This window comes from Candidatus Pantoea formicae, assembly GCF_011752625.1.
GTDB classification, from domain to species: Bacteria; Pseudomonadota; Gammaproteobacteria; order Enterobacterales; family Enterobacteriaceae; genus Pantoea; species Pantoea formicae.
In genome coordinates, this window is record NZ_VWXD01000002.1 from 297,385 (window position 1) to 323,007 (window position 25,623).

Here is a 25,623-nt window from a genome sequence, read left to right on the forward strand (position 1 = left end):
CAAAAAAGGGGAGCATTCGCTCCCCTTCTCAATTCTGCAGAACCTTATGCGTGCGCCACTGGCGTCGCGTGATGGTCGGCCTTACGTAACAGCATGACTAAATAGACCAGCGCCACTGCGGCAATCATCACAAACAGCAGGCGGTCAGAGTAATTCTGCATCAACATGGATGTCATCCCAGGTCCCACCAGACTGCCTATGGTGTAGCTGAACAACAACGCCTGGTTCATCGCAACCAGTTCATGGTGGGATACGGTTTCACATGCCCAAGACATGGCGACTGGATACAGCGTAAAGCCGGCCAGTCCCAGCACAAACAGCGCCGGTGCCATCGCGGTGTCACCCAGCATGGCAATCGCACCCAGAATCACCACAAATACTTGCACGCGCAGCACCATTAAGCGACCAAAACGATCGGCGAGACGCCCTACAGGCCACTGCCCAACAATGCCCGCGCTGACCAGTAACGCCATCCAGTATCCGATGTTGGCATCACTCAAGCCGCGATGCGAGAGATACAATGGCATCAGTCCGTACAGCGAACCCAGTACAATACCTGAAATGATGCAACCGTTAATCCCTAGACGAGAACTACGGCGACGTAACATGCTCCAAATACGCCCGGTGGTAGCTTCTTCCGGTGCCTCGCTGGTATTGACGCGCAGAAACACCACTGGCAATACCGCACAGACAATCAATGCAGTGACCCATGGAATAACATGCAACAATTCAGTAGAAACACGGCTCACTAGCAGCTGACCCGCAACAGTGCCAAGGTAATAGACAATCATATAGGCGGCGAGCAATCGACCACGGTTACGTACGGTGCCGCTACACAGTAACGCGCTTTCCACTACCACCCAAATCAATGCACAACCTAAGCCCGCGATAAAACGCAGGGTTGTCCAGCTGTAGAAACCTTCGAACAGCGCCATCGCCACAGTGGCTGACGCAAACAACACGCTCGCCAGATAAAAACAGCGATTGAAGCCATAGCGACTAATCAACCAACCTGCCAGCAAGGTCCCCAACAGGTTCCCGGTGTAATAGGCTGAGCTGGCCATACCCACCTGCCAGGTTGGCAGTTGATCGTGAGTAAGCCACAGTGGTACCAGCGTATTAAGCACAGCAATAGACACCGTCATCAGCATTAAGCCGCAAAGCAGCAGCACGACGGGTCGCGACCAGGTTGACATAGGGATAAAAAACCAAAGAAATGAAGATAATTGCGCGCAGTTTGCCATTCGCTATTTTAAAGTCAATGTGCAAAAAATAGCCGCCGCACAATTTGCTGCTGAACAATTTATTTTTTTTATCTTCAGCAGGTTAGAGAAGATATCGGCTTGTTAAAGCTGTGAGCTATCTATATGAATTAATGGGTTTTAGTCTTTTAAAGCTATCTGCTGTCGATAACGTTTATTTCTGATTAATTCTTACTGAATAATAATCGCGAAAGACTAAAAATAAAAAACCCGGCATTGCCGGGTTTTTATGCAGAAAACATCGATTAACCAATGATTTCCAGACCGCCCATGTAAGGACGCAGTACTTCTGGCACTTCAATACGGCCATCAGCTTGTTGGTAATTTTCCAACACCGCAACCAAGGTACGACCTACAGCCAAACCGGAACCGTTCAGCGTGTGCACCAAACGTGGTTTCTTATCGGTTTTGTTACGGCAGCGAGCCTGCATGCGGCGCGCCTGGAAATCCCACATGTTTGAGCAAGAGGAGATTTCACGGTACGTATCTTGCGCCGGTAGCCACACTTCCAAATCGTAGGTTTTGGCTGAACCAAAGCCCATATCGCCGGTGCACAGCAGCACTTTACGATACGGCAGGTTGAGTAACTGCAGCACCTTCTCAGCGTGGCCAACCAACTCTTCCAGTGCGTCCATTGAAGTCTCTGGCGCAACGATGTGTACCATCTCAACTTTGTCGAACTGGTGCATACGGATCAGACCACGCGTGTCTCGTCCATAAGAACCCGCTTCAGAGCGGAAGCATGGCGTGTGCGCCGTGAGTTTAATCGGCAGGTTTTCTTCTTCGACAATCTCGCCGCGCACCAGGTTGGTCAACGGCACTTCCGCCGTTGGGATCAGCGCATAGTTACTGCTACCCGCTTCTTCACCCAGCGGCTTGGTGTGGAACAGGTCTTCACCAAACTTAGGCAACTGACCGGTGCCAAACAGCGTTTCATGGTTGACCAGATAAGGCACATAAGTTTCAAGATAACCATGCTGCTCAGTATGCAGATCGATCATGAACTGGCTCAGGGCACGATGCAGACGGGCAATTTGACCCTGCATCACGATAAAACGTGAACCTGTCAATTTAACCGCTGCAGCGAAATCCAAGCCTTTAGCCGCTTCGCCCAGCTCAACGTGGTCTTTTACCGGGAAATCAAACTGGCGCGGCTGGCCCCAGCGGCTGACTTCCTGATTCTCGCTGTCATCTTTACCCAACGGAACTTCATCGACCGGCAAGTTAGGCAATGCCAGAGCAAAATCGCGGATTTCGTTTTGCAACGTATCCAGCTCAGCTTTTGCTGCATCCAGACGTTCACCCAGCGTATTCACTTCCTGACGCAGTGGCTCGATGTCTTCCCCACGTGCTTTGGCCTGACCGATGGATTTGGATCGGGAGTTACGCTCTGCCTGCAGATTTTCAGTTTCTACTTGCAGGACTTTACGGCGTTCTTCAAGCGAACGCAGCGTATCCACATCCAGTTTAAATCCTCGGCGTGCCAGTTTTTCTGCGACTGCGTCTGGCTCATTACGCAGCAGATTGGGATCGAGCATGCTTATCCTGTGTAATTAAGGTTGGTTGAACGAATGAAGGGATGCATCCCACTGGAATGCATTGAAATACTTGCTCACCTTACCGTAAGGTGTTTATCAGCGGTAGCGTTTTATCGGGCTATTTTGATCCTGTTCAGCCAACCAGGCGAGTTTTTCGCCAATTTTACCTTCAAGTCCCCGGTTGGTCGGCTGATAGTAGCGCGTTTGCGCCATTTCAGGCGGGAAGAACACCTCTCCCGCAGCGTAAGCGTTGGGCTCGTCATGCGCATAACGGTACTCTTTGCCCAGCCCCATCTCTTTCATCAATTTGGTCGGGGCATTACGCAGATGTTCTGGCACGTCGTAATCGGGGAATTCACGCGCGTCACGCATCGCGGATTTAAAAGCGGTGTAAACAGCATTACTTTTAGGTGCGCAGGCGAGGTAAACAATCGCCTGTGCAATCGCTCGCTCACCTTCGGCTGGCCCAACGCGGGTGAAACAATCCCATGCAGAAATAGCGACTTGCATACCGCGTGGATCGGCGTTGCCGACATCTTCAGAAGCGATCGCCAGTAAACGACGAGCAACGTAAAGCGGATCGCCACCGGCGGTGATAATGCGCGCATACCAGTACAGTGCCGCATCCGGTGCGGATCCACGCACCGATTTATGCAGAGCGGAAATCAGATCGTAAAAGCGGTCACCTTTGTTATCAAAACGCGCCGCCCTTTCACCGGATACTTCATTTAATAATTGTGGCGTAAGTTCACGCTGTCCTTGCGCGTTGCTCTCTGCCATATCCGCCATCATTTCCAGCGTATTCAGCGCACGGCGCGCATCGCCGTTAACCAGCTCAGCAATCATGCGGCGGGTGTTTTCTGGCAGCAATATATCGCTGTTGCCGTAACCTCGCGTACTGTCCTGCATCGCTTGGGATAGCACCTGCTCGATATCTTCAGTGGTAAGAGATTTCAGCAGATAGACGCGCGCCCGCGAGAGCAATGCGGAATTGAGTTCAAATGAGGGATTTTCGGTGGTCGCACCAATAAAGGTAATGGTGCCATCTTCGATATGCGGCAGAAACGCATCCTGCTGACTTTTATTGAAGCGATGGACCTCATCGACGAACAGAATGGTACGACGGCCAAGCTGACGATTTTGCCGCGCGCGCTCGATCGCCTCACGAATCTCTTTCACGCCGGAGGTCACTGCGGAAATGCGCTCTACATCAGCTTTGCCGTAGTGCGCGATGATTTCCGCTAGTGTGGTTTTCCCTGTTCCTGGCGGCCCCCACAAAATCATCGAATGCAAATGACCAGCCTCAATCGCGCGTGGCAAGGGTTTACCCGCTGCCAGCAAATGCTGCTGCCCTATATACTGCTGCAACGTCGCTGGCCGCATACGCGCGGCCAGAGGTTGGAACTCATTCGAGGAGGCAAAATCCAGGGACAGGTTACTCACTACGACCTCACTGACGTTGATCGTCGACCGTTACCCCTTTTGGCGGCGTAAAGGTAAACTTATCTGGACTAATCGCGCCGTTTTTCTGGCTTTTCAGCTGATAATCACTGTGCTGACCATCTTGCTCAATCGCACTGAATTTATTAATGGTGCCTGAGGCAGAGACATTGATGGTGAACTGCTTCAAATTGCCATCGCTACTCTTAGGCGTCAGCTCAAAGTTGTCACCCTGCTGCTTGATGTTGTACTGCTGCCAATCGCTCGGTTGGTTACGCGCAATCAGCATGAACGGTGTGTTACTGGTCGCGTTTTGCAGCAAGCTGACGCTCGCCTGCTCAACGAATGGATTATAGAACCACAAGTTTTTGCCGTCGGAGATGATGACGCTTTCGTCTGGTGCGGTCATATGCCAGTTAAACAGGCTCGGGCGCTTAACCCACAGCTCACCCTCTCCGTCCTGCACATTGGCACCGCTGCCGTCGGTGACCTTCTGGCTAAAGCTGGCATGGAAACTGTTCACTTTGTTCAGACGCTGCTGCAAATCGCTCGATGCATCCGCCAGTACTGACGAAGAAACAAAACCGGCCAGCAGGCCGCAGGCAATAACGTGTAATTTCATCTGATTCGATTCCTTATTCATTGTTTCCCGACACTTACTGCATTAAACGTAGTTGCCGCCCTGTCACTTTGACAGGAGAAAAAGCCGAAAGCTCCCGAAGATATGGGGATCGTTTCGCAGATAAACAACGGGCCAGTGTTAACTGGCCCGGGAGTAAGTCACTGCTTGCGCTAGATTACATCTCGTGCGGTGGCGGTGAGAGCACTTCACGGTTGCCGTTGTGGCCCGGTTCAGAAACAATCCCCTGCGCTTCCATCTGTTCAATAATACGCGCTGCACGGTTATAACCAATACGGAACTGGCGCTGTACACCAGAGATCGAGGCGCGACGCTTCTCCACCACAAACGAGACGGCCTGATCGAACAGCGGATCCAGCTCTTCATCAGCCTCCAGTCCGTTTGCTGCGCTCTCGCTCTCTTCACCGGCAGTAATGCTGTCGATGTATTGTGGACGTCCACGCGCTTTCCAGTCTTGCACAACAGCATGCACTTCCTGATCGCGCACAAAGGCACCGTGGACACGCACCGGCATAGAGGAGTTTGGCGGCATATACAGCATATCCCCCATACCCAGCAGTGATTCTGCACCCCCTTGATCAAGGATCGTGCGTGAGTCAATTTTACTGGAAACGGTAAAGGCAATACGCGTAGGGATGTTGGCTTTAATCAAGCCAGTAATCACATCCACTGATGGACGCTGCGTCGCCAGTACTAAGTGAATACCGGCTGCACGGGCTTTCTGTGCAAGGCGAGCAATCAGTTCTTCCACTTTCTTGCCCACTGCCATCATCAGATCGGCAAACTCATCCACCAATACCACGATGTAAGGCAGCTTCTCCAGAACAGGTGGCGTGATATCCATGCTGTCACCCGGTTTCCAGAACGGATCGGGAATCGGACGTCCCATGGCCGCAGCCTGCTCAATTTTCTCGTTGTAGCCCGCCAGATTACGGACGCCCAGCGCAGACATCAGCTTATAGCGACGCTCCATCTCACCCACACTCCAGCGCAGCGCATTCGCCGCATCTTTCATATCGGTGACCACTTCAGTCAGCAAATGCGGAATGCCTTCGTAAACGGACAGCTCCAACATTTTCGGGTCGATCATGATAAAGCGCACTTCTTCCGGCGTCGCTTTATACAACATGCTGATAATCATGGTGTTAACGCCGACCGATTTACCGGAACCGGTGGTACCTGCTACCAGTAAATGTGGCATCTTCGCCAGATCGGCGACAACGGGCTGACCGGAGATGTCTTTACCCAATACCACTGAGAGTGGTGACGGGTTATCGCGGAATTTATCGCAATCGAGGACTTCGCGCAGATAGACGGTTTGACGATGTTTGTTCGGCAATTCCAGGCCAACGTAAGGCTTACCGGGAATCACTTCTACCACGCGCACGGCAACAGCAGAGAGCGAACGCGCCAAATCGCGTGACAAATTGGAAATACGCGCGGCCTTCACACCCGGTGCGAGGTCAAGCTCAAAGCGGGTGATGACCGGGCCCGGCGAGATCCCCACCACTTCCGCTTTAACGCGATAGTCCGCGAGGCGTGCTTCAACCAAACGCGCAGTTTGTTCAAGGGCGAACATATCCACCGGCTCCTCTTCAGAAGGCGGTGATGTGAGCAAATCGAGCGTCGGCAACGGCGTAGAAGGCTTTTCCAACGGACGTTCATGGCGGACCAGGAACGGGTGGAACAAGCTATCCTGAGCTGGCGCTACGGGTTTTGGCGTTTCAGCAGGTGCGGCATAGCTTTCCGGCTCAGCCGATGACCATGGGCTGTTTTGCTCAGTCAAAGAAGGCATCGCTTCTGGCTGTGGTGTTGCAGGCTGCTGCCACTGTGATGGCGCTTCAGGCTCTGGGGTCGCAGCAATAGTGAATAAAGGCTCGCTTGGGCTGTCATCCACCAGATCTTTCATCGGAGAAAAATCAAAGGCAGCCGAGGTATCCAGATTGAACACTGGGCCATCATCCGCTGCTTGATAACGCTGCTGTTGCTGAGCTGCAAACTGATTAGCAAGCTGGGCCTGATGCAATGCTTCTTCATCATCTTCTTCAGGTTGCTCATTCCAACTTTCGCCATAACGCTGCTGTTGTTGAGATTCAAAGGCCTGACGTAACTGCGCTTGTTGCAGCGCAGCATCATCTTCTTGTTCATGCTGCGGTTCGTGGTAAGTCGCTGTCATCTCTGGCAATGATGACTCAGCTTCTTCTTCCCGTGCTTTCTCTTCTGCCATTCGCTGCGACGGCAGTTTAATGCCATACGAGGCCAGCTCTCGCCGCGTCGGCAATTTGACTTTATTAGGACGCGGTAACTCAGGACCGATGCCCTGTTTCACCTGCGGATTGTAATCACGCTCTGGTACCACATCGAAAGCAGGCGTGTAAGCGGATGCCGTCTTCGCTGCCGCAGCACCCAATGCCGCCGCCGCCGCGGTATTCAACGGCGCAGAAGATTGCGCGGCATCTTGCCAGTTGCCCATGCGCGGGCCGTCATCCTCATCCGCCGGCGAGAACATGGCCGGTGCGGGCTCATTCGGCACTTCAAAGCGATACAGCGGTGGCGCGGGTTGAACTGTCGGCTCAGGTACAACAGGCGCTGGCTCAACAACCGGGGCGCTTGGGCGAACAGCCGTCGGCTCTGATGCGACGGCATCCACCGCCGGCGAAACGACGACTGGCACATGCTGTGCAGCTTCTGTGGTAACCGCAATAGCAGCGGCAGTCGCAGCACTGGCTTTCGCCAACAGCGGATCCTCAGGCAGTTGTTCTGCTATAGGCTCAGCGACTTTGCGCGGTTTCGCCAACAGGACATCATCATCTTCATCATGCGATTGCGCAGCACGCAGAGGTGGAGTGGCATCTTCTGCCGACTCGTCCTCTTCATATTCGTCTTCTTCCTGCCAAGGTTCATCATGACGCGAACGATTACTGGCAAAGGTCAACACACCCATCACCACACCGCCGATTCTTTCGGCAATGGTGAGCCATGACCAGCCGGTATACAACGTAATACCCGCGGCCCAAACGCACAGCAGCGTCAGCGTGCCGCCCGCAGAGCTGAACCACGGCGCCATCGCATTGCTTACGAGGCTACCAATGACACCGCCGGAAGCGAAGTACCAGATATCATCAACATTTAATGCCGCCAGGCCACAGGTGGTGACCACCAGCGCCAGCACGCCAATTAGGCGTAAACCAACAGCAAAATAATCGATGTAATCCTGGCGATCGCGCTGACGGAATGTAATCCAGCACAAGCCAATAATGACCGGAGGAATGGCATAGGCCATCACGCCAAAAATGAACAGGAGTGTATCTGCCAGCCATGCGCCGACACTGCCGCCCAAATTATGGATCGGTTCATGCCAGGCGGTCTGAGACCAGCTTGGATCTGAAGGGTTGAAGCTAACCAGCGACACCATCAAATAGATGGCGAACAAGGCCACAAGGATGAGCAACGCTTCCAGCAGCCTGCGTCCACTGCTCAGCGGTTGTAACGAAACGTCTTTATCTTCTGTATATTCCTGGCTCAAGAGAACTCTCCAGGTGCCTGTAAATTAAGAAGGCAACAGCGCCGGGCAAGCCCGACGCTGGTCCTGTATGAATTCACAGGAGTGTACCGAATTCCTGCAAGCTTTGCACCTGTCCCACATTAACGGGTTTTGATCACCAGGCGGTTACTCTGTTTGACCTCTTCCATCACCACGTAAGTACGGGTGTCGTTTACACCCGGCAGGCGCAGCAAGGTTTCACCCAACAACTTACGATAGGCGGACATGTCCGGCACACGGGTTTTCAGCAGGTAGTCAAAGTCACCGGAAACGAGGTGACACTCTTGAGTTTCCTCAAGTTTTTGTACGGCGGCGTTAAATTGCTCAAACACATCGGGCGCACCACGATTCAGAGTAATCTCAACGAACACCAGCAGTGAAGCATCCAGATAATGTGGGTTTAACTGTGCGGTATAGCCCAGAATAAAGCCTTGGCGTTCCAGGCGACGTACACGCTCAAGACACGGCGTCGGAGATAATCCAACACGTTTCGAAAGCTCAACATTGGAAATACGACCGTCTTTCTGCAGTTCATTCAGAATGTTTCTGTCGATACGATCCAGGTCTTTTCCGGGGCGTTTCTTATTGTCTACCATTATTATTGTCTCTCTTAATTCCTTCCCTTTACCTGCCACACCCTGAAAACGTTCATTGTTCAGGGCCTTACTGATGTGAAGCCGATAAGTCTGTGCAGTAATGCGACCATCCGTATGACGCATGTTGTCTGTCCACATCATGCGTCATTACCAATGTCAGACTGAGTTTATTTGGCAAAATCGCCCAAATCAGAAATGAAATTCTGTTTTGAATCGCTAAATATTCTCCGCTTCTGGTAATGTTTTCGCAAAACAGCAGGCGATTGTCAAAGTAAAACATCCAAATTCAGTACAAGATGCCAGACAGAGTTCTGGGGTGCTGTATTTAATGAGATTTTTTGTACGACTGCACCAGAAATTACCGAGCAATGCCCCCTTTTGGCGCAGACCGCGTGCAGAATCGGCTTTCATCGACTACGCCGCTTACAGCGATTGTTAACAAAATCGTTGAAACCTTTTTTTGCGACGCTAATTTCCCTACAATCAAAAACTATGTTGTCAGAAAAAACTGAGGAACGCATGAGTACGGCCAAACACAGTAAGCTGCTCATTCTGGGCTCCGGCCCTGCTGGTTATACCGCTGCAGTCTATGCCGCACGCGCTAACCTGAATCCGGTATTGATCACCGGGCTGGAAAAAGGTGGTCAGCTCACCACAACAACTGAAGTTGAGAACTGGCCTGGCGATCCGCATGATCTGACCGGCCCATCACTGATGGAACGCATGCACGAGCATGCTGAGAAGTTCAACACCGAAATCATCTTTGATCATATTCACACGGTGGATTTGCAGAACCGTCCCTTCCGCCTGACCGGTGACAGTGGTGAATACACGGCTGATGCCCTGATCATCGCAACAGGCGCATCTGCACGCTATCTTGGCCTGCCTTCTGAAGAGGCTTTCAAAGGCAAAGGCGTTTCCGCCTGTGCAACCTGTGATGGCTTCTTCTATCGCAACCAGGAAGTCGCTGTTATCGGTGGCGGTAACACCGCTGTGGAAGAAGCGCTTTACCTGGCGAACATTGCATCGAAAGTGCATTTGATTCACCGCCGTGACAGCTTCCGTGCTGAGAAAATCCTCATCGACCGTCTGATGGACAAAGTGCGCAACGGCAATATCGTGCTGCACACCGATCGTACGTTGGAAGAAGTCGTCGGCGATCAGATGGGCGTTACTGGTTTGAAACTCCTCTCTACCAAAGGTGATGAACCGGAAGCGTTAGAAGTTGCAGGTTTATTTGTGGCTATCGGCCACAGCCCAAACACCGCCATTTTCGATGGACAACTGGCGCTGGAAAACGGCTATATCAAAGTGCAGTCCGGTTTGCAGGGTAATGCAACACAAACCAGTATTCCTGGCGTGTTTGCCGCGGGTGATGTGATGGACCATATTTACCGTCAGGCGATTACCTCCGCGGGTACCGGCTGTATGGCCGCACTGGATGCAGAACGTTACCTTGATGGGCTTGTTAAAAACGATTTGTAACTTGTTAATAAGCTGATCATAATTGCTGTCAGGCGACCTGTTTAGGTCGCCTTTTTTATTTCCTGCATGCTAAAGTTCAAACGCCCAATAATGGCCGGAGAGTTTATCCGGTATTTGCCTCTCTCCATCAGTGATCAAACGGCTTCGCATGGAAAAATCACGGCAGCAACACATTCTTCGCTGGCTTCGTCAGCAACGCAAACATGGCGCGCGCGGTTTACGTGCAGCATCACTCTTGGGTTTTGCTGGCGCATTGGTGATTATTGCCCAAGCGTGGTTACTGGCTTCACTGCTGCAAAACCTGATTGTGGCGCAACAACCACGCGGTGCGCTGCTGTACGAATTCATTCTGCTGTTATTCTGCTTCATTCTGCGTGCGGGGCTGAATTATGCGCGTGAAATGGCGGGTTATCGCGCCGGTGTGGCTATCCGCCGGGCATTACGTCAGCAGGTACTGGATCGGCTGAATGCTCTTGGTCCAGCATGGATTCAGGGAAAACCCGCGGGTAGTTGGGCAACGCTGCTGCTAGAACAGATCGAAGAGATGCAGGAGTACTATGCACGCTATCTGCCGCAAATGTCTCTGGCCGTTTTTGTTCCCTTTGCCATTCTGATGGCGATATTCCCGATCAACTGGGCTGCCGGCCTCATCCTTCTCGCCACCGCACCGCTCATTCCCTTGTTTATGGCAATGGTCGGTATGGGCGCAGCGGAAGCAAATCGACGCAATTTTGTCGCACTCGCACGCCTCAGTGGCGATTTTTATGATCGCCTTCGCGGACGTGAGACCCTGAGATTATTCCATCGCGCCAAAGCTGAACAGCAAGCCATCGCAGAAAGCACGACGGATTTCCGTGAACGCACGATGGAAGTGCTTCGCCTTGCTTTTCTCTCTTCAGCCGTACTCGAATTTTTTGCCTCGCTGGCGATTGCTGTCGTTGCGGTTTACTTCGGATTTTCCTATCTCGGTGAATTGAACTTTGGTCATTACGGCAGTGGCGTCACGCTATTTGCTGGTTTTCTTGCGCTTATTTTGGCGCCGGAGTTTTTCCAGCCCTTACGCGATCTGGGTACTTTCTACCATGCGAAGGCGCAGGCCGTTGGCGGTGCCGATGCGCTGGAGCGTTTTCTGACAGAAAGCCTTGACAATACGGTCTCCAATGGCACCGCTACCGTGGCTTTCGATACCCCTGTGACGCTACAGGCTCGGGATCTGGTCGTGATGACACCCCAAGGCGGGGCGCTGTCGCAACCGCTGAACTTCACTTTGGCTGCCGGCAAGCGGGTGGCGCTGATTGGCCAAAGTGGTGCGGGGAAAACGGCTTTAATGAATGTATTACTGGGCTTTCTTCCCTATCAAGGCGAACTGCGGGTTAATGGCCATGAGCTGCGTGATATCAGCCGCGATAGCTGGCAACAGCAGCTCGCATGGGTAGGACAAAATCCAACGCTACCCGCCACAACGCTGCGGGAAAACCTGCTGCTGAATAGCACAGTGGATGAGACCACCCTGAACCGCGTGCTGGAGTGTGCGGGTGTCAATGCCTTTTTGGCACGTTTACCCCAGGGGCTGGATACCCCATTAGGCGATGGTGGCCTCGGCTTATCTGTGGGGCAGGCGCAGCGTATTGCGGTTGCTCGAGCACTGTTAAAACCCGCAAGGTTGCTGCTGTTGGATGAACCGGGTTCTGGGCTTGATAGCCAAAGTGAACAGCACGTGATGAATGCATTGCAACAAGCCGCTACTCAGCAAACAACGTTGATGATCACCCATCAACTTCATGATTTAGCCAGTTGGGATGAGGTGTGGGTCATGCAGTCAGGGCAGTTGGTACAGCAGGGTAGCTGGCAACAATTGATGGCTCAAGATGGCCTGTTGCGTGAAATGGTGCAACATCGCCAGCAGGAGATTGTGTGATGAAAAATGTATTGCCATTCCTACGTCTATATCGCCGTCATCCCTGGCGATTGGGATTGGGCATCATCCTTGCCATTGTGACGCTGCTCGCCAGTATTGGTCTGCTAACGCTCTCCGGTTGGTTCCTGGCCGCGTCCTCGCTGGCAGGGGTCGCTGGGCTTTATAGCTTCAATTACATGCTGCCTGCAGCAGGTGTACGCGGCGCAGCCATTACGCGCACTGCCTCACGCTATTTTGAACGCTTGGTTAGCCATGACGCGACGTTCCGTGTGTTGCAGCATCTGCGTGTCTTTACCTTTAGCAAACTGATCGCCCTGTCACCTGAACAACTGTCACGATTTCGTCAGGGGGAGTTGCTGAACCGCTTTGTCAGCGATGTTGATACGCTTGACCATCTCTACCTGCGGGTCATCTCCCCACTGGTCGGTGCTGCGCTGGTCATTATTGTCGTCACTTGCGGCTTGGCATGGCTGGACGTGCCACTGGCTCTGCTGCTGGGGGGCATTATGCTGCTCACGCTGCTCGTTATACCGCCCCTTTTTTGGCGGCTCGGGATCTCTGCTGGACAGCATATTTCTCAGCGCCAGGCTAACTGGCGCTTACAACTGACGCAATGGATCACGGGGCTAGCAGAATTACGCATTTACGGCGCGGCGGCCGCATGGCGCGGCAAGCTGGACGCTGAAGAAGTCGAGTGGCAGCAAGCACAGCAGCGCCAGCATCGTTTACAGGCGTTTGCGCAAAGTTTGCTGATGTTGATTAGTGGCACCACCGTGGTTTTATTGCTGTGGATTTCAGCCTCTGGTGTAGGTGAAAATACCTCACCGGGGGCGCTTATCGCGCTCTTCGTTTTCTGCGGGCTGGCCGCATTCGAAGCACTGGCTCCGGTCGCTGGCGCATTTCTGCCGCTGGCGCAAGTCACAGGGGCAGCTCGCCGTGTCCGTGAGTTGGTTGAGCAAGAACCGCGTATCCGTTTTCCTGAAACCTCCGTCCCCTCTTCGTCCGGTTTCAGTCTGAAGTTGGAAAATATTGTTTTCAATTATCCACAACGCCCGGAATCGGTGTTGAATCACCTCTCGCTGACAATCCAATCCGGTGAACATCTGGCGCTGCTCGGTCCTACTGGCTCTGGTAAATCCAGCTTACTCTCTTTAATCACACGCGGTTGGGAAGCTCAACAGGGTGAAATTGAATTCAACAACATCCCGCTTGCGGCATGGGATGAAGCCAGTCTACGCCAACGCATCAGCGTCGTGACGCAACGAGTACATCTGTTTAGCCAGACACTGCGTGACAATCTGCTACTGGCCAAGCCAGCCGCCAGCGATGCGCAATTAAACGACGCGTTGCACCAGGTTGGACTCAGCCATCTGGTCGAGCATGATGAGGGGTTGAATGCCTGGATGGGCGAAGGTGGCCGCCCATTGTCCGGCGGAGAGTTACGTCGATTGGCGATAGCCCGCGCCCTGTTGCACAACGGCGACTTATGGCTGCTGGACGAACCCACCGAGGGTCTTGACGCCACCACTGAACAGCAAATTCTGGCGCTATTACAACAGGTTGCTCATGGCAAAACGCTGATCATGGTGACGCATCGCCTGAGCGGTCTCTCTGCTATGGACCGCATCTGTGTGATGGACCAGGGGCAAATCATCGAATCAGGTAGCCACGACGAATTAATCTCAAAAGAAGGACGCTATTGGCGTTTCCACCAGCGCTTTGCGCTATAGTCTTAGCGAACAGCCCGAAGGGTAATTGACGCAATGAGACTGGTACAACTTTCACGGGATTCATTAAATTTCCCCCCGCCGGAGATGGCGCTACGCGAACCTAATGGACTGCTGGCGATGGGGGGCGATCTCTCCCCTGCCCGCCTGATGAATGCTTATCAGCGGGGCATTTTCCCATGGTTCTCGCCGGGCGATCCGATCTTGTGGTGGTCGCCGGACCCCCGCGCGGTGATGTTGCCAGAATCTTTCCATCTCAGCCGCAGCATGGCGCGGTTTCATCGGCAATCACCTTACCGTGTCACCATGAACCAGGCCTTTCCTCAGGTGCTGGAAGGTTGCGCCAGCGGTCGCCAGGAAGGGACATGGATTACCTTTGAAGTTAAGCGTGCATGGTTACGCTTATACGAACTGGGGCATGCGCACTCCATTGAAGTCTGGAGCGATCACCGTCTGGTCGGCGGCATGTATGGATTAGCACTGGGGCAGATTTTTTGCGGTGAATCGATGTTCAGTCGCCAGGAAAATGCGTCAAAAACCGCGCTGTGGGTTTTTTCGCAGCATTTCCTGGCACATCAGGGGCGCTTAATTGATTGCCAAGTACTTAACCCGCACACCGCTTCGCTCGGCGCCGTTGAAATCCCGCGCGTTGATTATTTACAGTATGTCCAAACACTGGCGTGGCAGCCCGTTTTAAGCGGTTGCTGGCAAACACAAACCCTTTTTTGAACCTCACGGCAGATGTTTTGCACACAATTCCCGACAAAAGTGATATAATGAGCGAGTTTGGTATGTCGTCCGCGCTTCGCTGTGGCGAGCCGGAATTGCCAGGTTGGGAATCTCATACATTTCCCGAAGCTGTCTCAGTCATACACTGATGCTGATTAAGACAGATTCTTAGCCCGCTAATCCCCCGCAGACGTCAAAAAACACCCGAATTTATCCGTAATGCACGCGCAGTGGCGCGACGCACGGCGAAGCGTTGGCAAAATCACCAACGGTTCTTTACATAAATCATGGAATTCGGCATTATCTTGCCGGTTCAACAGTTTGGTAGTTCACCCAGAGGATTCGATGGCCAAAGAAGACAATATTGAAATGCAAGGTACCGTACTGGATACGCTACCTAACACCATGTTCCGCGTAGAACTTGAAAACGGGCACGTGGTTACCGCTCATATCTCCGGTAAAATGCGCAAAAACTACATCCGCATCCTGACGGGCGACAAAGTGACTGTCGAGTTGACCCCGTACGACCTGAGCAAAGGCCGCATTGTCTTCCGTAGTCGCTAAGTTGTAGTCCACATCTCGCGTTTGTGGCATTAACTGAGCGCGAAAAAAAAGGCCGGATTCTCATCCGGCCTTTTCTTATCCAGCACTCAGCACATCAGTGCACAGTACCTTCGGTTTTACGTTTTTCCGCGCTCAGGAAGTGGTAAGTCAGCTGGTTTTTCTCTTTATCCAACCCGACCGATACTGAACCTCCGTCAACCAATGAACCAAACAGCAGTTCATTCGCCAAAGGTTTCTTGAGATTTTCCTGTACGGCACGTGCCATCGGACGTGCACCCATCGCTTTGTCATAACCTTTATCAGCCAGCCAGTCACGAGCGTCATCACTGACTTCCAGTGACACACCTTTTGCATCCAACTGTGCCTGCAACTCGACGATAAATTTATCCACTACCTGATGAATCACCTCGGTATCCAGATGACGGAACCAGATAATGTTGTCGAGACGGTTACGGAACTCCGGAGTAAAGATCTTTTTGATCTCTTCCATGGCGTCAGTGCTGTTGTCTTGCTGAATCAGGCCAATCGATTTACGTTCGGTTTCACGGACGCCGGCGTTGGTGGTCATCACCAGTACCACGTTACGGAAGTCCGCTTTACGACCATTGTTATCGGTCAGCATACCGTTATCCATCACCTGCAGCAGCAGGTTAAAGACATCTGGGTGCGCTTTCTCGATTTCATCCAGCAGTACCACCGCATGTGGATGCTTGATCACCGCATCGGTCAGCAAACCACCCTGATCGAAGCCCACGTAGCCCGGAGGTGCACCAATCAGTCGGCTGACGGTATGACGCTCCATATATTCGGACATATCGAAACGCAGCAGCTCAATGCCTAAGGCTTTGGCCAACTGCACCGTCACCTCGGTTTTACCGACACCCGTAGGACCGGCAAACAAGAAGGAACCCACAGGTTTACGATCCTGACCCAAACCTGCACGGCTCATCTTGATGGCTTCAGTCAGCGCTTCAATCGCGTTGTCTTGTCCAAACACCAGCATTTTCAGACGGTCGCCGAGATTCTTCAGCGTGTCACGATCGGTGGCCGATACGCTCTGCTCTGGAATACGCGCAATACGCGCGACCACAGACTCGATATCAGACACATTAACCGTTTTCTTACGCTTACTGACGGGCACCAAACGTGCACGCGCACCGGCTTCATCGATCACATCGATCGCCTTGTCAGGTAAATGACGATCGTTGATGTATTTCACCGCCAGCTCAACCGCCGCACGCACCGCTTTCGCGGTATAACGCACATCGTGGTGCGCTTCGTATTTCGGTTTCAAGCCATTCAGAATCTGGACGGTCTCTTCCACAGAAGGCTCAGTAATGTCGATCTTCTGGAAACGACGCGCTAAGGCACGATCCTTCTCAAAGATATTGCTGAACTCTTGATAGGTTGTTGATCCCATCACACGGATTTTACCGCTGGAAAGCAACGGTTTGATCAGGTTCGCCGCATCCACTTGGCCACCAGATGCTGCACCCGCACCAATGATGGTGTGGATCTCATCGATGAACAGAATGCTACTGGTGTCCTGCTCAAGCTGTTTCAGCAGCGCTTTGAAACGTTTTTCAAAATCACCACGGTACTTGGTGCCTGCCAGCAGCGAACCGATATCCAGTGAGTAAATCGTACAGTCTTTCATCACTTCCGGGACGTCGCCCTGCACAATACGCCAGGCCAGACCTTCCGCAATCGCCGTTTTACCTACGCCAGATTCACCCACCAGCAGCGGGTTGTTCTTACGACGACGGCACAGTACCTGAATGGTACGCTCCAGCTCTTTATCGCGGCCGATCAGCGGATCGATTCCGCCGACACGAGCAAGCTGATTAAGATTGGTGGTGAAGTTTTCCATACGTTCCTCCCCGCCTGCTTGCTCTTCGTTAACCGGATTCTCCACATTGTTCTGCGGCTGGCCCGGTTCGTCTTTACGCGTACCATGGGAGATGAAGTTCACCACATCAAGGCGGCTCACTTCGTGTTTGCGCAGCAGGTAAGCCGCTTGCGACTCCTGCTCGCTGAAAATAGCGACCAGCACGTTCGCACCCGAAACTTCGCTGCGACCCGATGACTGAACATGGAATACCGCACGCTGCAATACGCGCTGGAAGCTGAGCGTCGGTTGGGTATCGCGCTCTTCTTCACTGGCTGGCAGCACCGGTGTGGTTTGTTCGATGAAGGCTTCGAGTTCTTGCCGCAGAGCCACGATATCTACCGTACAGGCTTCCAATGCCTCTCTGGCCGACGGGTTACTGAGCAATGCCAGCAACAGATGCTCGACGGTCATAAACTCATGACGGTGCTCGCGCGCTCTGGCGAAAGCCATATTTAAACTGAGTTCCAGTTCTTGATTGAGCATTTGGCACCTCCCCCAATTATCGCTCTGACAACCTTTCCCCTATATGGAGACGGGCTCAGGCTTTTTCTAGCGTACACAGCAAAGGATGTTGATTCTCTCTCGCGTAATTGTTCACTTGGGCGACTTTGGTTTCCGCCACTTCTGCAGTGAATACACCACAGATCGCCTTTCCATGGTAGTGAACTTTCAACATCAGTTGCGTTGCACGTTCAACATCATAAGAAAAGAACTTTTGCACGACGTCAATAACAAATTCCATAGGTGTATAATCGTCATTATTCAAAATGACTTTATACATTGAAGGCGGCTTTAACCCTTCGCGTACTTTGTCTTCGGCTAGATGTTCAAAATTAAGCCAGTCGTTTGTGTTTGCCATAATGTTCCGTCGAAATTCTGCGTTACGATTGTGCACATTGCTGCGCCCATTCCTAAGTTTAACATGTCTGTCAAGCCACCTTTCCACGAATTAAAAACGGCACTAAAAGCCCATGCGCGACCTGTATCACAAAATTTGCAATAGCGTTAACTGCCTCAAATTTTGATGAATTTCTCCCCTTGTGCCAGGGCCGTTTGCTTGACGATAAGGTCCGTTTCTCTACATTCTACTTACACAAGCTGATGGAGTTTTAAACAAACTCGACTCACAGCTTCAATGACCTCACCTACTTATCAAAATGTCTTGCGAGGGAAGTAAAAGCATGGAGACGGGTACTGTTAAATGGTTCAACAACGCTAAGGGCTTCGGCTTTATCTGTCCGATTGGCGGCGGCGACGATATCTTCGCACACTACTCCACGATTCAGATGGAGGGATACAGAACGCTGAAGGCCGGCCAGCAGGTTCAGTTCGATGTCCATGAAGGGCCAAAAGGCAATCACGCCAGCCTGATTGTGCCCTGTGAAGCCACGCAAGTTGCTTGACGCGCGTGCCTCTTCATTCATTCTGACCACTCCCGAAAAAAAATGCCAGCCGCAGATGCTGGCATTTTTCTTTTGCGAATTATCCCGTGTTTATTAGTCCGCCCGTCCCCGAGCCAGCCACATCACGCGTGCAAACAATTGATCCAACAACGGCGGTATCGCCTGCGGACCGCGCTCTGCTGCTGCCATTGCAACGGCAATCGCTAACTCTGGCTTCGAGCTGTGATGAATCGCTTTGGTGATAATACGCCGGGCATTCATGGGCGCGTTTAACGGCAGGTGCGCAGTCTGGTGATAAACTTCGCTAAATCCGTGCTTATAGAGAAAATGCTCAATGTCAGGTGCCGGGAATTGCGTGAGGTGATCGGCCTCCTGCTCATGATCCTGAAGCTGACTACGCGCGCTAGCCGCATATTTGGCACCCGCTTCGTCCCCATCGGTGAGCACGTGCCAGGCAATGCCCATACGCCGGGCAAATTTCAGTAATGGCTTCAGCCCGGATTGGGCAAACTCTATCACTTTGACGCCTTCGGCCGCGAAGTGATAGCCACGCTGCCGCGCCAGTTCATTGATAATCCACACTTCCGTTTCCCCTTCCACCAGCAACCAACAGCGGGCAAACAGCGCTGAAGGACGGTTAACGCGGATGTGGAAACCAATACGACGACTCTCCTCCGCGCTCAACCCTTCCGGCCCAATACGCCATGCGGCTACTCGGGTCGGTTCGCGCACCAGTCGGCAAATATTCTCTAACGGCACCTGTGATAACAGCTCACCCGAATTAGTCGTGGTGATTTTTTGTAGCGGCATCAGCTCCAGCAAATTCCAGGCGACGGACAACATAATCGGGTGCAAGCGTGTTTCTGGGTCTTCCACCAAGAGCAAGGGATGCGCGCCCGCAGGCAATGCCTCATTGCCATGTGCCTGAATCAGCAATGAGAACATGCGCAGTAAAATCACCTGACGGCTACGCGATTCCGTGCCCGCAATCAGGTGATTAAGTTTATCCAGTGAGCGCCACCCCTGGCTGCCGTCACGCGTTTCAGGTGCCACGCGCGCCGCGCTGCTGCCCGGTTGCTGCACGAGAAAATAGTGTTCCAGCAGTTGCTGCATGGTGTGCAGGCCCTGACGCAATAAATCATCACTCAGGTTCTGTGGGCTCACAACCAAATCACGTGTCAGCTTCTCGACTTCCTGCGTTAACTCGCTCAGGGTGGAGGCGCGACGGTCCGCGTCGTTTTCACTGTGCCTTCCACGGCGCCCAAAGCGTGCATCGCGCAGGCGCAAAACTGGATAGTAGGCCCGTAAATGCGCCAACGCGGCTTCCGTCCCCTCCACCGGTAGCACATCACCGCCTTGATCGATAAAACGCCAGGTGGTTTTCACCCCGTGATCGTTACGTCGGGCACGCGTGCTAAAACTGATAAAGCGCCCGTGTTCATCACGCTGCCAAAAGGGTTGAAATACCGCTTCGTCATCATCGCCTTGCGCGCGAAAGCGAAACACCAGTTGCAGTTGACGTAGGCGCGCCTCAAGGTCCCCAGGGGGAAAGTGAAAGTCGTGCTCAGTAAACTGGTAGGGTTCAGCTGCAGGCGCCAGCAATAACGTGAGCGCATCCAGCAGGCTTGATTTACCCCAGGCATTTTCACCAATCAATAAATTGGTGTCGGTGAGCGGCAATGAGAGCCGATTGATGCCACGAAAACCGCGAATATCGATATGTTCCAGAAACATCATGCCATTCCTTGAGTGCTTTGCCTGAGCATGGTCTGCCGCGTTAGGTTGGTCAAGTTATCGAGCCGGGAAAAGGTTTACACTTCAAATGTTTTCCGCTAGCGTTCGCCCTCTTCCCATGGATGGACATCTTATATGTATGGTTTAATGATCATTTTGTTGCCGCTGATTGCCGGCTATCTGTTGCATGTGACGCGTGTCAGCCTGCTACGCCGCGTGTCTCAAATGCTCAGTGCATTGGTGTACATCATTCTGTTTTTTATGGGCACCAGCCTGGCGTTTCTCGATAACCTCAGCAGTAATTTGCTCGCCATCTTCCATATCGCTTTTATCAGTATGCTATGTATTCTTGCCTGTTCACTGTTGGCCTTATGGCTGCTGGAGCGACGTGTTCCCTGGCATCACCCACACAAGCAGCAAGCCTTGCCCTCTCGCCTGCATATGGCGCTCGAATCGCTCAAACTCTGTGGTTCGGTGTTAGGCGGTTTCCTACTCGGCTTAAGCCAATGGTCATTGCTACGCCATGCCTCCACCGTGAGTGAGTACGCATTAATGTTAATGCTGTTTCTGGTGGGCATTCAGCTTCGTAGCAGCGGCATGACACTACGCCAAATCACCCTGAATCGTCGCGGTATGCTGGTAGCAGCCGTGTCGTTGTGCAGTGCGCTGCTCGGCGGCATACTGGCCGCGCTGTGGCTTGGTCTGCCGATTAAAACTGGTTTGGCGCTGGCGAGCGGCTTCGGTTGGTATTCACTTTCCGGCATTCTGATGACCGAATCTTTTGGTCCGGTGATCGGTAGCGCAGCCTTCTTTAACGACCTGCTGCGTGAGTTAATCACGATCATGTTGATTCCGGTGCTGATTAGCCGTCAACGTAGCATGACGCTGGGATTGAGCGGTGCCACGTCAATGGATTTCACCCTGCCCATCCTGCAACGTACCGGTGGCATGGAAATTGTGCCCGCTGCGATTGTGCACGGCTTCATCATGAGTTTACTGGCGCCGATCCTTATCGCGCTGTTCTCAGCCTGACAGCACAGCGCATTTTTTCACGGCTGCGCATAAAATCCTTCGTCTAAGCTTTCTGACTGACACGTTTCCGCCATCGGGATGGATGGCCAACACCAGAAAGGAGCGAACGATGAAACAAACTGTGGCGGCACTGCTGGCCAAAACACTTGAGAGTGCGGGCGTCAAACGCATCTGGGGCGTAACGGGTGACTCCCTCAACGGGCTTAGCGACAGCCTTAACCGCATGGGTACCATCGAATGGATGCCCACGCGCCATGAAGAGGTTGCCGCTTTCGCCGCCGGGGCCGAGGCGCAAATTAGCGGTGAGCTGGCAGTCTGTGCTGGCTCCTGCGGCCCCGGTAACCTGCATCTGATTAATGGTCTCTTCGATTGTCATCGTAATCACGTGCCCGTGCTGGCGATTGCCGCGCACATTCCTTCCAGCGAAATCGGCAGCGGTTACTTCCAGGAAACTCACCCACAAGAGCTGTTCCGTGAATGCAGCCACTATTGCGAGCTGGTTTCCAATCCTGAACAGTTGCCGCAGGTATTAGGGATTGCGATGCGCAAGGCCATTCTCAATCGCGGCGTCTCGGTGATTGTCCTGCCTGGCGATATCGCGCTAAAACCCGCACCGGAAAGCGCACGCAGCGAATGGTATCCGCCTCAGCTCCCTCATATTGTGCCGTCGGCCAGCGAAATTGCGCGTCTGGCTGAAACCCTCAATGGCGCGCAAAATATTACATTGATGTGCGGCAGTGGTTGCGCGGGTGCGCACCCAGAAGTCGTGAAGCTGGCGGAAACCCTGAAAGCACCTGTGGTCCACGCCATGCGCGGCAAAGAACATATCGAGTACGACAACCCTTACGATGTTGGTATGACAGGTCTGATCGGCTTTTCGTCCGGCTATCACGCCATGATGAACGCAGACACATTGGTGCTGTTAGGTACCCAATTCCCCTATCGTCCGTTCTATCCTGCGGACGCCAAAATTATCCAAATTGATATTAATCCTGGCAGCCTGGGTGCCCACAGCCATGTGGATATGGCGCTGGTGGGTGACATCAAAGCCACCTTGCAGACGTTACAACCTCAGCTGAGCCGCAAAAGCGATCGTCATCATCTTGATAGCGCACTGGAGCACTATGTGGATGCGCGCAAAGGGCTGGATGAGCTGGCAACCGCCAACGATAAACAGGCCATTCATCCGCAATATCTGGCACAACAAATCAGTCACTATGCCGCCGATGATGCCATTTTTACCTGCGATGTCGGCACGCCAACGGTATGGGCGGCCCGTTATTTGAAAATGAACGGCAAACGCCGCCTGCTGGGTTCGTTCAACCACGGCTCGATGGCCAACGCCATGCCACAGGCGCTGGGCGCGCAAGCAATTGATAAGCATCGCCAAGTGGTCGCACTGTGTGGCGATGGTGGATTTAGCATGCTGATGGGGGACTTTATCTCGGTGGCGCAGCTGAAATTGCCGGTAAAACTGGTGATCTTCAATAACAGCGTATTGGGTTTTGTGGCCATGGAGATGAAAGCAGGTGGTTACCTGACGGATGGAACTGATTTGGAGAACCCTGACTTCGCCGCTATTGCTGCTGCCTGTGGAATTAAGGGTATCCGCGTGGAGAAAGCCTCAGACCTGAATGGCGCGTTAGAACAGGCGTTTGCCCATGATGGTCCCGTGTTGGTGGATGTCATCACCGCCAAAGAAGAACTGTCGATGCCGCCACAGATCAAGGCCGAGCAAGCCAAGGGGTTCAGCCTGTATATGCTGCGCGCGATCCTGAACGGTCGCGGTGATGAGATCGTGGAACTGGCGAAAACTAACTGGCTGAGGTAAAACGGATAACCCTGCCAGATTAATAACAACGCGGGCGCTATGCCCGCTTTTTTGTTTCAGGAGAGCGATGTGATCGATTTACGCAGTGATACCGTAACCCGCCCAAGTGCCGCCATGTTGGATGCGATGATGGCCGCCGAAACTGGCGATGATGTCTATCGCGATGATCCCACCGTTAATACGCTGGAAATCGAAGCCGCGCGCCTCAGTGGTAAAGCCGCTGCGCTGTTCTTCCCGACCGGTACGCAAGCGAACTTAGTGGCATTGCTGTGTCACTGCCAGCGTGGTGACGAATACATCGTGGGTCAGCAGGCGCACAACTACAAATACGAAGCAGGCGGTGCAGCGGTACTGGGTAGCATCCAACCCCAACCCATTTCACACGCTGAAGATGGCTCTCTGCCGTTGGCTGATATTATTTCCGCCATTAAACCGGATGACCTGCACTTTGCCCGCACACGCCTGCTCAGCCTCGAAAATACCCATCACGGAAAAGTGCTGTCGCAACGCTATCTGGAACAGGCATGGAATTTAACCCGCGAGCGTAAACTGGCGCTGCACATCGATGGCGCGCGTATTTTTAACGCTGTCGTCGCGCAGAATATTGAGCTGAAGGATATCGCACGTTTTTGCGACTCGCTGACCATCTGCCTGTCGAAAGGGCTCGGCACCCCGGTGGGTTCGCTGCTGTGCGGTGACGAAGCCTATATTGAGCAAGCGCGCCGCTGGCGCAAAATGACCGGCGGTGGCATGCGCCAGGCCGGGATTTTGGCGGCCGCAGGTCTATACGCACTAAAAAACAACGTGGCGCGTTTAAAAGAGGACCACGACAATGCGGCATGGCTGGGTGAGCAACTGAGTGCGATTGGCGTCGAAGTCCTGAATCAGCACACCAATATGCTGTTTGTGAAGGTGCCCGCCGAACAGGTTGAAGCGTTGAAGAGCTGGATGCAATCAGGCGATGTTTTGATCAGCGTGGGGCCGGTAACGCGTATTGTCACGCACCTTGATGTCAGCCGTCAGGATCTGCAACGTTTAGTCGCACACTGGCAGGCGTTCCAACAGTAGTCACTTGGCGGCGCGTTACTGCGCCGCCCCATATTTCGCCAGCAGAGCACGGGCAATCGCCAGCGTTTCTGCATCGGCGATGCCTCGATAATCCCGCGCACGGAAGTGCATCTGAAACGCCGCAATTAACTTACGTTGCATTTGCGGGGTATTCGCTGAATTGACGTCGTAACCGTAGCGCTGCAATGCATCCAGCAGTTCGGCCTGATCGGCGGGCTCATCTGCCGCGTGTCCATCGAGATAGCGCTGCACGGTGGCGTGATCGGGCCATGCGCCCACCCCTTGTTCGGCCAACTGCTGCCACGGGAATAATGGGCCAGGATCCTGCTTACGCTGCGGGGCAATATCACTGTGACCCACCACATTTTCAGGCGAGATGGCATAGCGCTGCGTAATGTCTTTCACCAGCGCGATCAGCACGCTGATTTGTGCCGCCGTAAAAGGCTGCCACTCTACTCCCGTCAAGGTACGCGTGTAGCCGCGATTGACGATCTCGATGCCAACGGAAGTATCATTAATACGCGTTGCCCCGCGCCAAAAGCTGGGCCCGGCATGCCATGCCAGTTGACACTCTGGCACCAGTTGCCAAATCACACCCTGCCCGTTTTTCTGCGCAGGTTGTTGTGGAATCAGATAATGAGCGCTCACCTCACGGTCTGTCAGCGTCGCCAAAGAGGAAGGGAGATCTTCAGCGGTGTAGTGGATCACCACCACTTTAATGCGCGGCCGGGCGCCCTGTGCCGGATGTGCGCTATCAACCCAGTAACCGTGGCGAGGCTCAATGGATGACTGGCAGGCACTCAGCAGCAGCGCCATCGCCAGCAAAACACCCCACCGCATCAGCGAATGATCACTGCGGTACCGGTGACACTGACCATCAGCATACTGCTGTCTTTGCCCACCGTTTCATAGTCGATATCAATGCCGACCACCGCATTCGCCCCCAGCGCTTTGGCCTGCTCCTCTAGCTCCTCAAATGCAATCTGCCGCGCTTTGCGCAGCTCTTTTTCATAAGCACCAGAACGTCCGCCGACGATATCGCGGATACCCGCAAAGAAGTCACGGAAGATGTTGGCCCCGAGAATCGCCTCGCCGGTGACCACACCACAATATTCGCTGATGCTGTGTCCTTCTAAGGTGGGCGTGGTGGAAAATTTCATCGTGGTCTCCTTGTTTGAGTGAGTTCAATTTGCAACCAACGCACCTGCATCTTGATGAATA

20 protein-coding genes are annotated in these 25,623 nt (G+C 53.2%); 9 read left to right on the forward strand and 11 right to left on the reverse strand.

From position 1 onward, the window contains the following. Positions 1-44: 44 nt before the first annotated feature. The 6 genes from F3J38_RS06060 to lrp form a co-directional block, all read right to left on the reverse strand. Positions 45-1,196, reverse strand: a complete 1,152-nt coding sequence (locus tag F3J38_RS06060; protein ID WP_167136044.1) for an MFS transporter — start codon at positions 1,194-1,196, stop codon at positions 45-47. Between the two features lie 311 nt (positions 1,197-1,507). Further along, positions 1,508-2,800 (reverse strand): serine--tRNA ligase, encoded by a 1,293-nt coding sequence (gene serS, locus F3J38_RS06065; protein ID WP_167136046.1) that lies wholly within the window; start codon positions 2,798-2,800, stop codon positions 1,508-1,510. A 96-nt stretch (positions 2,801-2,896) separates the two neighbouring features. Next, positions 2,897-4,243 carry a replication-associated recombination protein A gene (locus F3J38_RS06070; RefSeq protein WP_167136048.1) on the reverse strand — a complete coding sequence of 449 codons (1,347 nt, stop codon included), beginning with the start codon at positions 4,241-4,243 and terminating at the stop codon, positions 2,897-2,899. Between the two features lie 7 nt (positions 4,244-4,250). After that, complete coding sequence (gene lolA, locus F3J38_RS06075; RefSeq protein WP_167136050.1) at positions 4,251-4,862, reverse strand: outer membrane lipoprotein periplasmic chaperone LolA; 612 nt, start codon at positions 4,860-4,862, stop codon at positions 4,251-4,253. A 175-nt stretch (positions 4,863-5,037) separates the two neighbouring features. Beyond that, the gene (locus F3J38_RS06080) at positions 5,038-8,406 is read right to left on the reverse strand and encodes a DNA translocase FtsK 4TM domain-containing protein (RefSeq protein WP_167136052.1); all 3,369 of its coding nucleotides are present in this window, start codon (positions 8,404-8,406) and stop codon (positions 5,038-5,040) included. Positions 8,407-8,525: 119 nt separating this feature from the next. Further along, positions 8,526-9,020 carry a leucine-responsive transcriptional regulator Lrp gene (gene lrp / locus F3J38_RS06085; protein ID WP_006118610.1) on the reverse strand — a complete coding sequence of 165 codons (495 nt, stop codon included), beginning with the start codon at positions 9,018-9,020 and terminating at the stop codon, positions 8,526-8,528. Between the two features lie 519 nt (positions 9,021-9,539). On the opposite strand from lrp, the gene trxB reads away from it, so the two are divergent. From trxB to infA, 5 genes are all read left to right on the forward strand, one after another. Next, a complete protein-coding gene (gene trxB, locus F3J38_RS06090) occupies positions 9,540-10,505 on the forward strand; it encodes a thioredoxin-disulfide reductase (protein ID WP_167136054.1) in 966 nt (321 codons plus the stop codon). Positions 10,506-10,653: 148 nt separating this feature from the next. Then, positions 10,654-12,423 (forward strand): heme ABC transporter permease/ATP-binding protein CydD, encoded by a 1,770-nt coding sequence (gene cydD / locus F3J38_RS06095; RefSeq protein ID WP_167136056.1) that lies wholly within the window; start codon positions 10,654-10,656, stop codon positions 12,421-12,423. Then, entirely contained in the window at positions 12,423-14,153 is a 1,731-nt protein-coding gene (cydC, locus tag F3J38_RS06100; protein WP_167136057.1) for a heme ABC transporter ATP-binding protein/permease CydC, read from the forward strand. The genes cydD and cydC overlap by 1 nt, the downstream gene beginning before the upstream one ends. A gap of 33 nt (positions 14,154-14,186) precedes the next feature. Beyond that, the gene (gene aat, locus F3J38_RS06105) at positions 14,187-14,879 is read left to right on the forward strand and encodes a leucyl/phenylalanyl-tRNA--protein transferase (protein ID WP_167136059.1); all 693 of its coding nucleotides are present in this window, start codon (positions 14,187-14,189) and stop codon (positions 14,877-14,879) included. Between the two features lie 345 nt (positions 14,880-15,224). Further along, positions 15,225-15,443 carry a translation initiation factor IF-1 gene (gene infA, locus F3J38_RS06110; protein WP_002211347.1) on the forward strand — a complete coding sequence of 73 codons (219 nt, stop codon included), beginning with the start codon at positions 15,225-15,227 and terminating at the stop codon, positions 15,441-15,443. Between the two features lie 94 nt (positions 15,444-15,537). On the opposite strand, the gene clpA is transcribed toward infA, so the two are convergent. Next, positions 15,538-17,817, reverse strand: coding sequence for an ATP-dependent Clp protease ATP-binding subunit ClpA (gene clpA / locus F3J38_RS06115; protein ID WP_167136061.1), 2,280 nt, complete (start codon positions 17,815-17,817; stop codon positions 15,538-15,540). A gap of 55 nt (positions 17,818-17,872) precedes the next feature. Beyond that, a complete protein-coding gene (gene clpS / locus F3J38_RS06120) occupies positions 17,873-18,193 on the reverse strand; it encodes an ATP-dependent Clp protease adapter ClpS (RefSeq protein ID WP_167136063.1) in 321 nt (106 codons plus the stop codon). A 322-nt stretch (positions 18,194-18,515) separates the two neighbouring features. Between clpS and cspD the strand changes: the two genes are divergently transcribed. Continuing rightward, positions 18,516-18,737, forward strand: a complete 222-nt coding sequence (gene cspD, locus F3J38_RS06125; protein WP_167136065.1) for a cold shock-like protein CspD — start codon at positions 18,516-18,518, stop codon at positions 18,735-18,737. 93 nt (positions 18,738-18,830) lie between these two features. Here the strand turns inward: cspD and F3J38_RS06130 are convergent, their stop codons facing one another. Continuing rightward, positions 18,831-20,471, reverse strand: coding sequence for an ATP-dependent nuclease (locus tag F3J38_RS06130; protein WP_167137074.1), 1,641 nt, complete (start codon positions 20,469-20,471; stop codon positions 18,831-18,833). Between the two features lie 135 nt (positions 20,472-20,606). On the opposite strand from F3J38_RS06130, the gene F3J38_RS06135 reads away from it, so the two are divergent. From F3J38_RS06135 to ltaE, 3 genes are all read left to right on the forward strand, one after another. Continuing rightward, on the forward strand, positions 20,607-21,503 hold the full coding sequence (locus F3J38_RS06135) for a LysO family transporter (RefSeq protein ID WP_167136067.1): 897 nt from the start codon (positions 20,607-20,609) through the stop codon (positions 21,501-21,503). Between the two features lie 109 nt (positions 21,504-21,612). Next, positions 21,613-23,334, forward strand: a complete 1,722-nt coding sequence (gene poxB, locus F3J38_RS06140) for a ubiquinone-dependent pyruvate dehydrogenase (RefSeq protein WP_167136069.1) — start codon at positions 21,613-21,615, stop codon at positions 23,332-23,334. Positions 23,335-23,403: 69 nt separating this feature from the next. Further along, the gene (gene ltaE, locus F3J38_RS06145; protein ID WP_167136071.1) at positions 23,404-24,402 is read left to right on the forward strand and encodes a low-specificity L-threonine aldolase; all 999 of its coding nucleotides are present in this window, start codon (positions 23,404-23,406) and stop codon (positions 24,400-24,402) included. Positions 24,403-24,417: 15 nt separating this feature from the next. Here the strand turns inward: ltaE and F3J38_RS06150 are convergent, their stop codons facing one another. Continuing rightward, positions 24,418-25,242 (reverse strand): N-acetylmuramoyl-L-alanine amidase, encoded by an 825-nt coding sequence (locus tag F3J38_RS06150; protein WP_167136072.1) that lies wholly within the window; start codon positions 25,240-25,242, stop codon positions 24,418-24,420. Continuing rightward, positions 25,242-25,562: a heavy metal-binding domain-containing protein gene (locus F3J38_RS06155; protein ID WP_038647859.1), complete on the reverse strand. Its 321-nt coding sequence runs from the start codon at positions 25,560-25,562 to the stop codon at positions 25,242-25,244. The genes F3J38_RS06150 and F3J38_RS06155 overlap by 1 nt, the downstream gene beginning before the upstream one ends. Positions 25,563-25,623 lie beyond the last annotated feature (61 nt).

Bases quoted from the DNA above. Each gene is read 5' to 3' on its own strand.
- cydD (WP_167136056.1), top strand. From the start codon at position 10,654: ATGGAAAAATCACGGCAGCAACACATTCTTCGCTGGCTTCGTCAGCAA.
- infA (WP_002211347.1), top strand. From the start codon at position 15,225: ATGGCCAAAGAAGACAATATTGAAATGCAAGGTACCGTACTGGATACG.
- poxB (WP_167136069.1), top strand. From the start codon at position 21,613: ATGAAACAAACTGTGGCGGCACTGCTGGCCAAAACACTTGAGAGTGCG.
- trxB (WP_167136054.1), top strand. From the start codon at position 9,540: ATGAGTACGGCCAAACACAGTAAGCTGCTCATTCTGGGCTCCGGCCCT.
- clpA (WP_167136061.1), bottom strand. From the start codon at position 17,817: ATGCTCAATCAAGAACTGGAACTCAGTTTAAATATGGCTTTCGCCAGA.
- F3J38_RS06060 (WP_167136044.1), bottom strand. From the start codon at position 1,196: ATGTCAACCTGGTCGCGACCCGTCGTGCTGCTGCTTTGCGGCTTAATG.
- lrp (WP_006118610.1), bottom strand. From the start codon at position 9,020: ATGGTAGACAATAAGAAACGCCCCGGAAAAGACCTGGATCGTATCGAC.
- clpS (WP_167136063.1), bottom strand. From the start codon at position 18,193: ATGGCAAACACAAACGACTGGCTTAATTTTGAACATCTAGCCGAAGAC.
- F3J38_RS06155 (WP_038647859.1), bottom strand. From the start codon at position 25,562: ATGAAATTTTCCACCACGCCCACCTTAGAAGGACACAGCATCAGCGAA.
- serS (WP_167136046.1), bottom strand. From the start codon at position 2,800: ATGCTCGATCCCAATCTGCTGCGTAATGAGCCAGACGCAGTCGCAGAA.
- F3J38_RS06135 (WP_167136067.1), top strand. From the start codon at position 20,607: ATGTATGGTTTAATGATCATTTTGTTGCCGCTGATTGCCGGCTATCTG.
- cspD (WP_167136065.1), top strand. From the start codon at position 18,516: ATGGAGACGGGTACTGTTAAATGGTTCAACAACGCTAAGGGCTTCGGC.
- F3J38_RS06150 (WP_167136072.1), bottom strand. From the start codon at position 25,242: ATGCGGTGGGGTGTTTTGCTGGCGATGGCGCTGCTGCTGAGTGCCTGC.
- lolA (WP_167136050.1), bottom strand. From the start codon at position 4,862: ATGAAATTACACGTTATTGCCTGCGGCCTGCTGGCCGGTTTTGTTTCT.
- cydC (WP_167136057.1), top strand. From the start codon at position 12,423: ATGAAAAATGTATTGCCATTCCTACGTCTATATCGCCGTCATCCCTGG.
- aat (WP_167136059.1), top strand. From the start codon at position 14,187: ATGAGACTGGTACAACTTTCACGGGATTCATTAAATTTCCCCCCGCCG.
- F3J38_RS06130 (WP_167137074.1), bottom strand. From the start codon at position 20,471: ATGTTTCTGGAACATATCGATATTCGCGGTTTTCGTGGCATCAATCGG.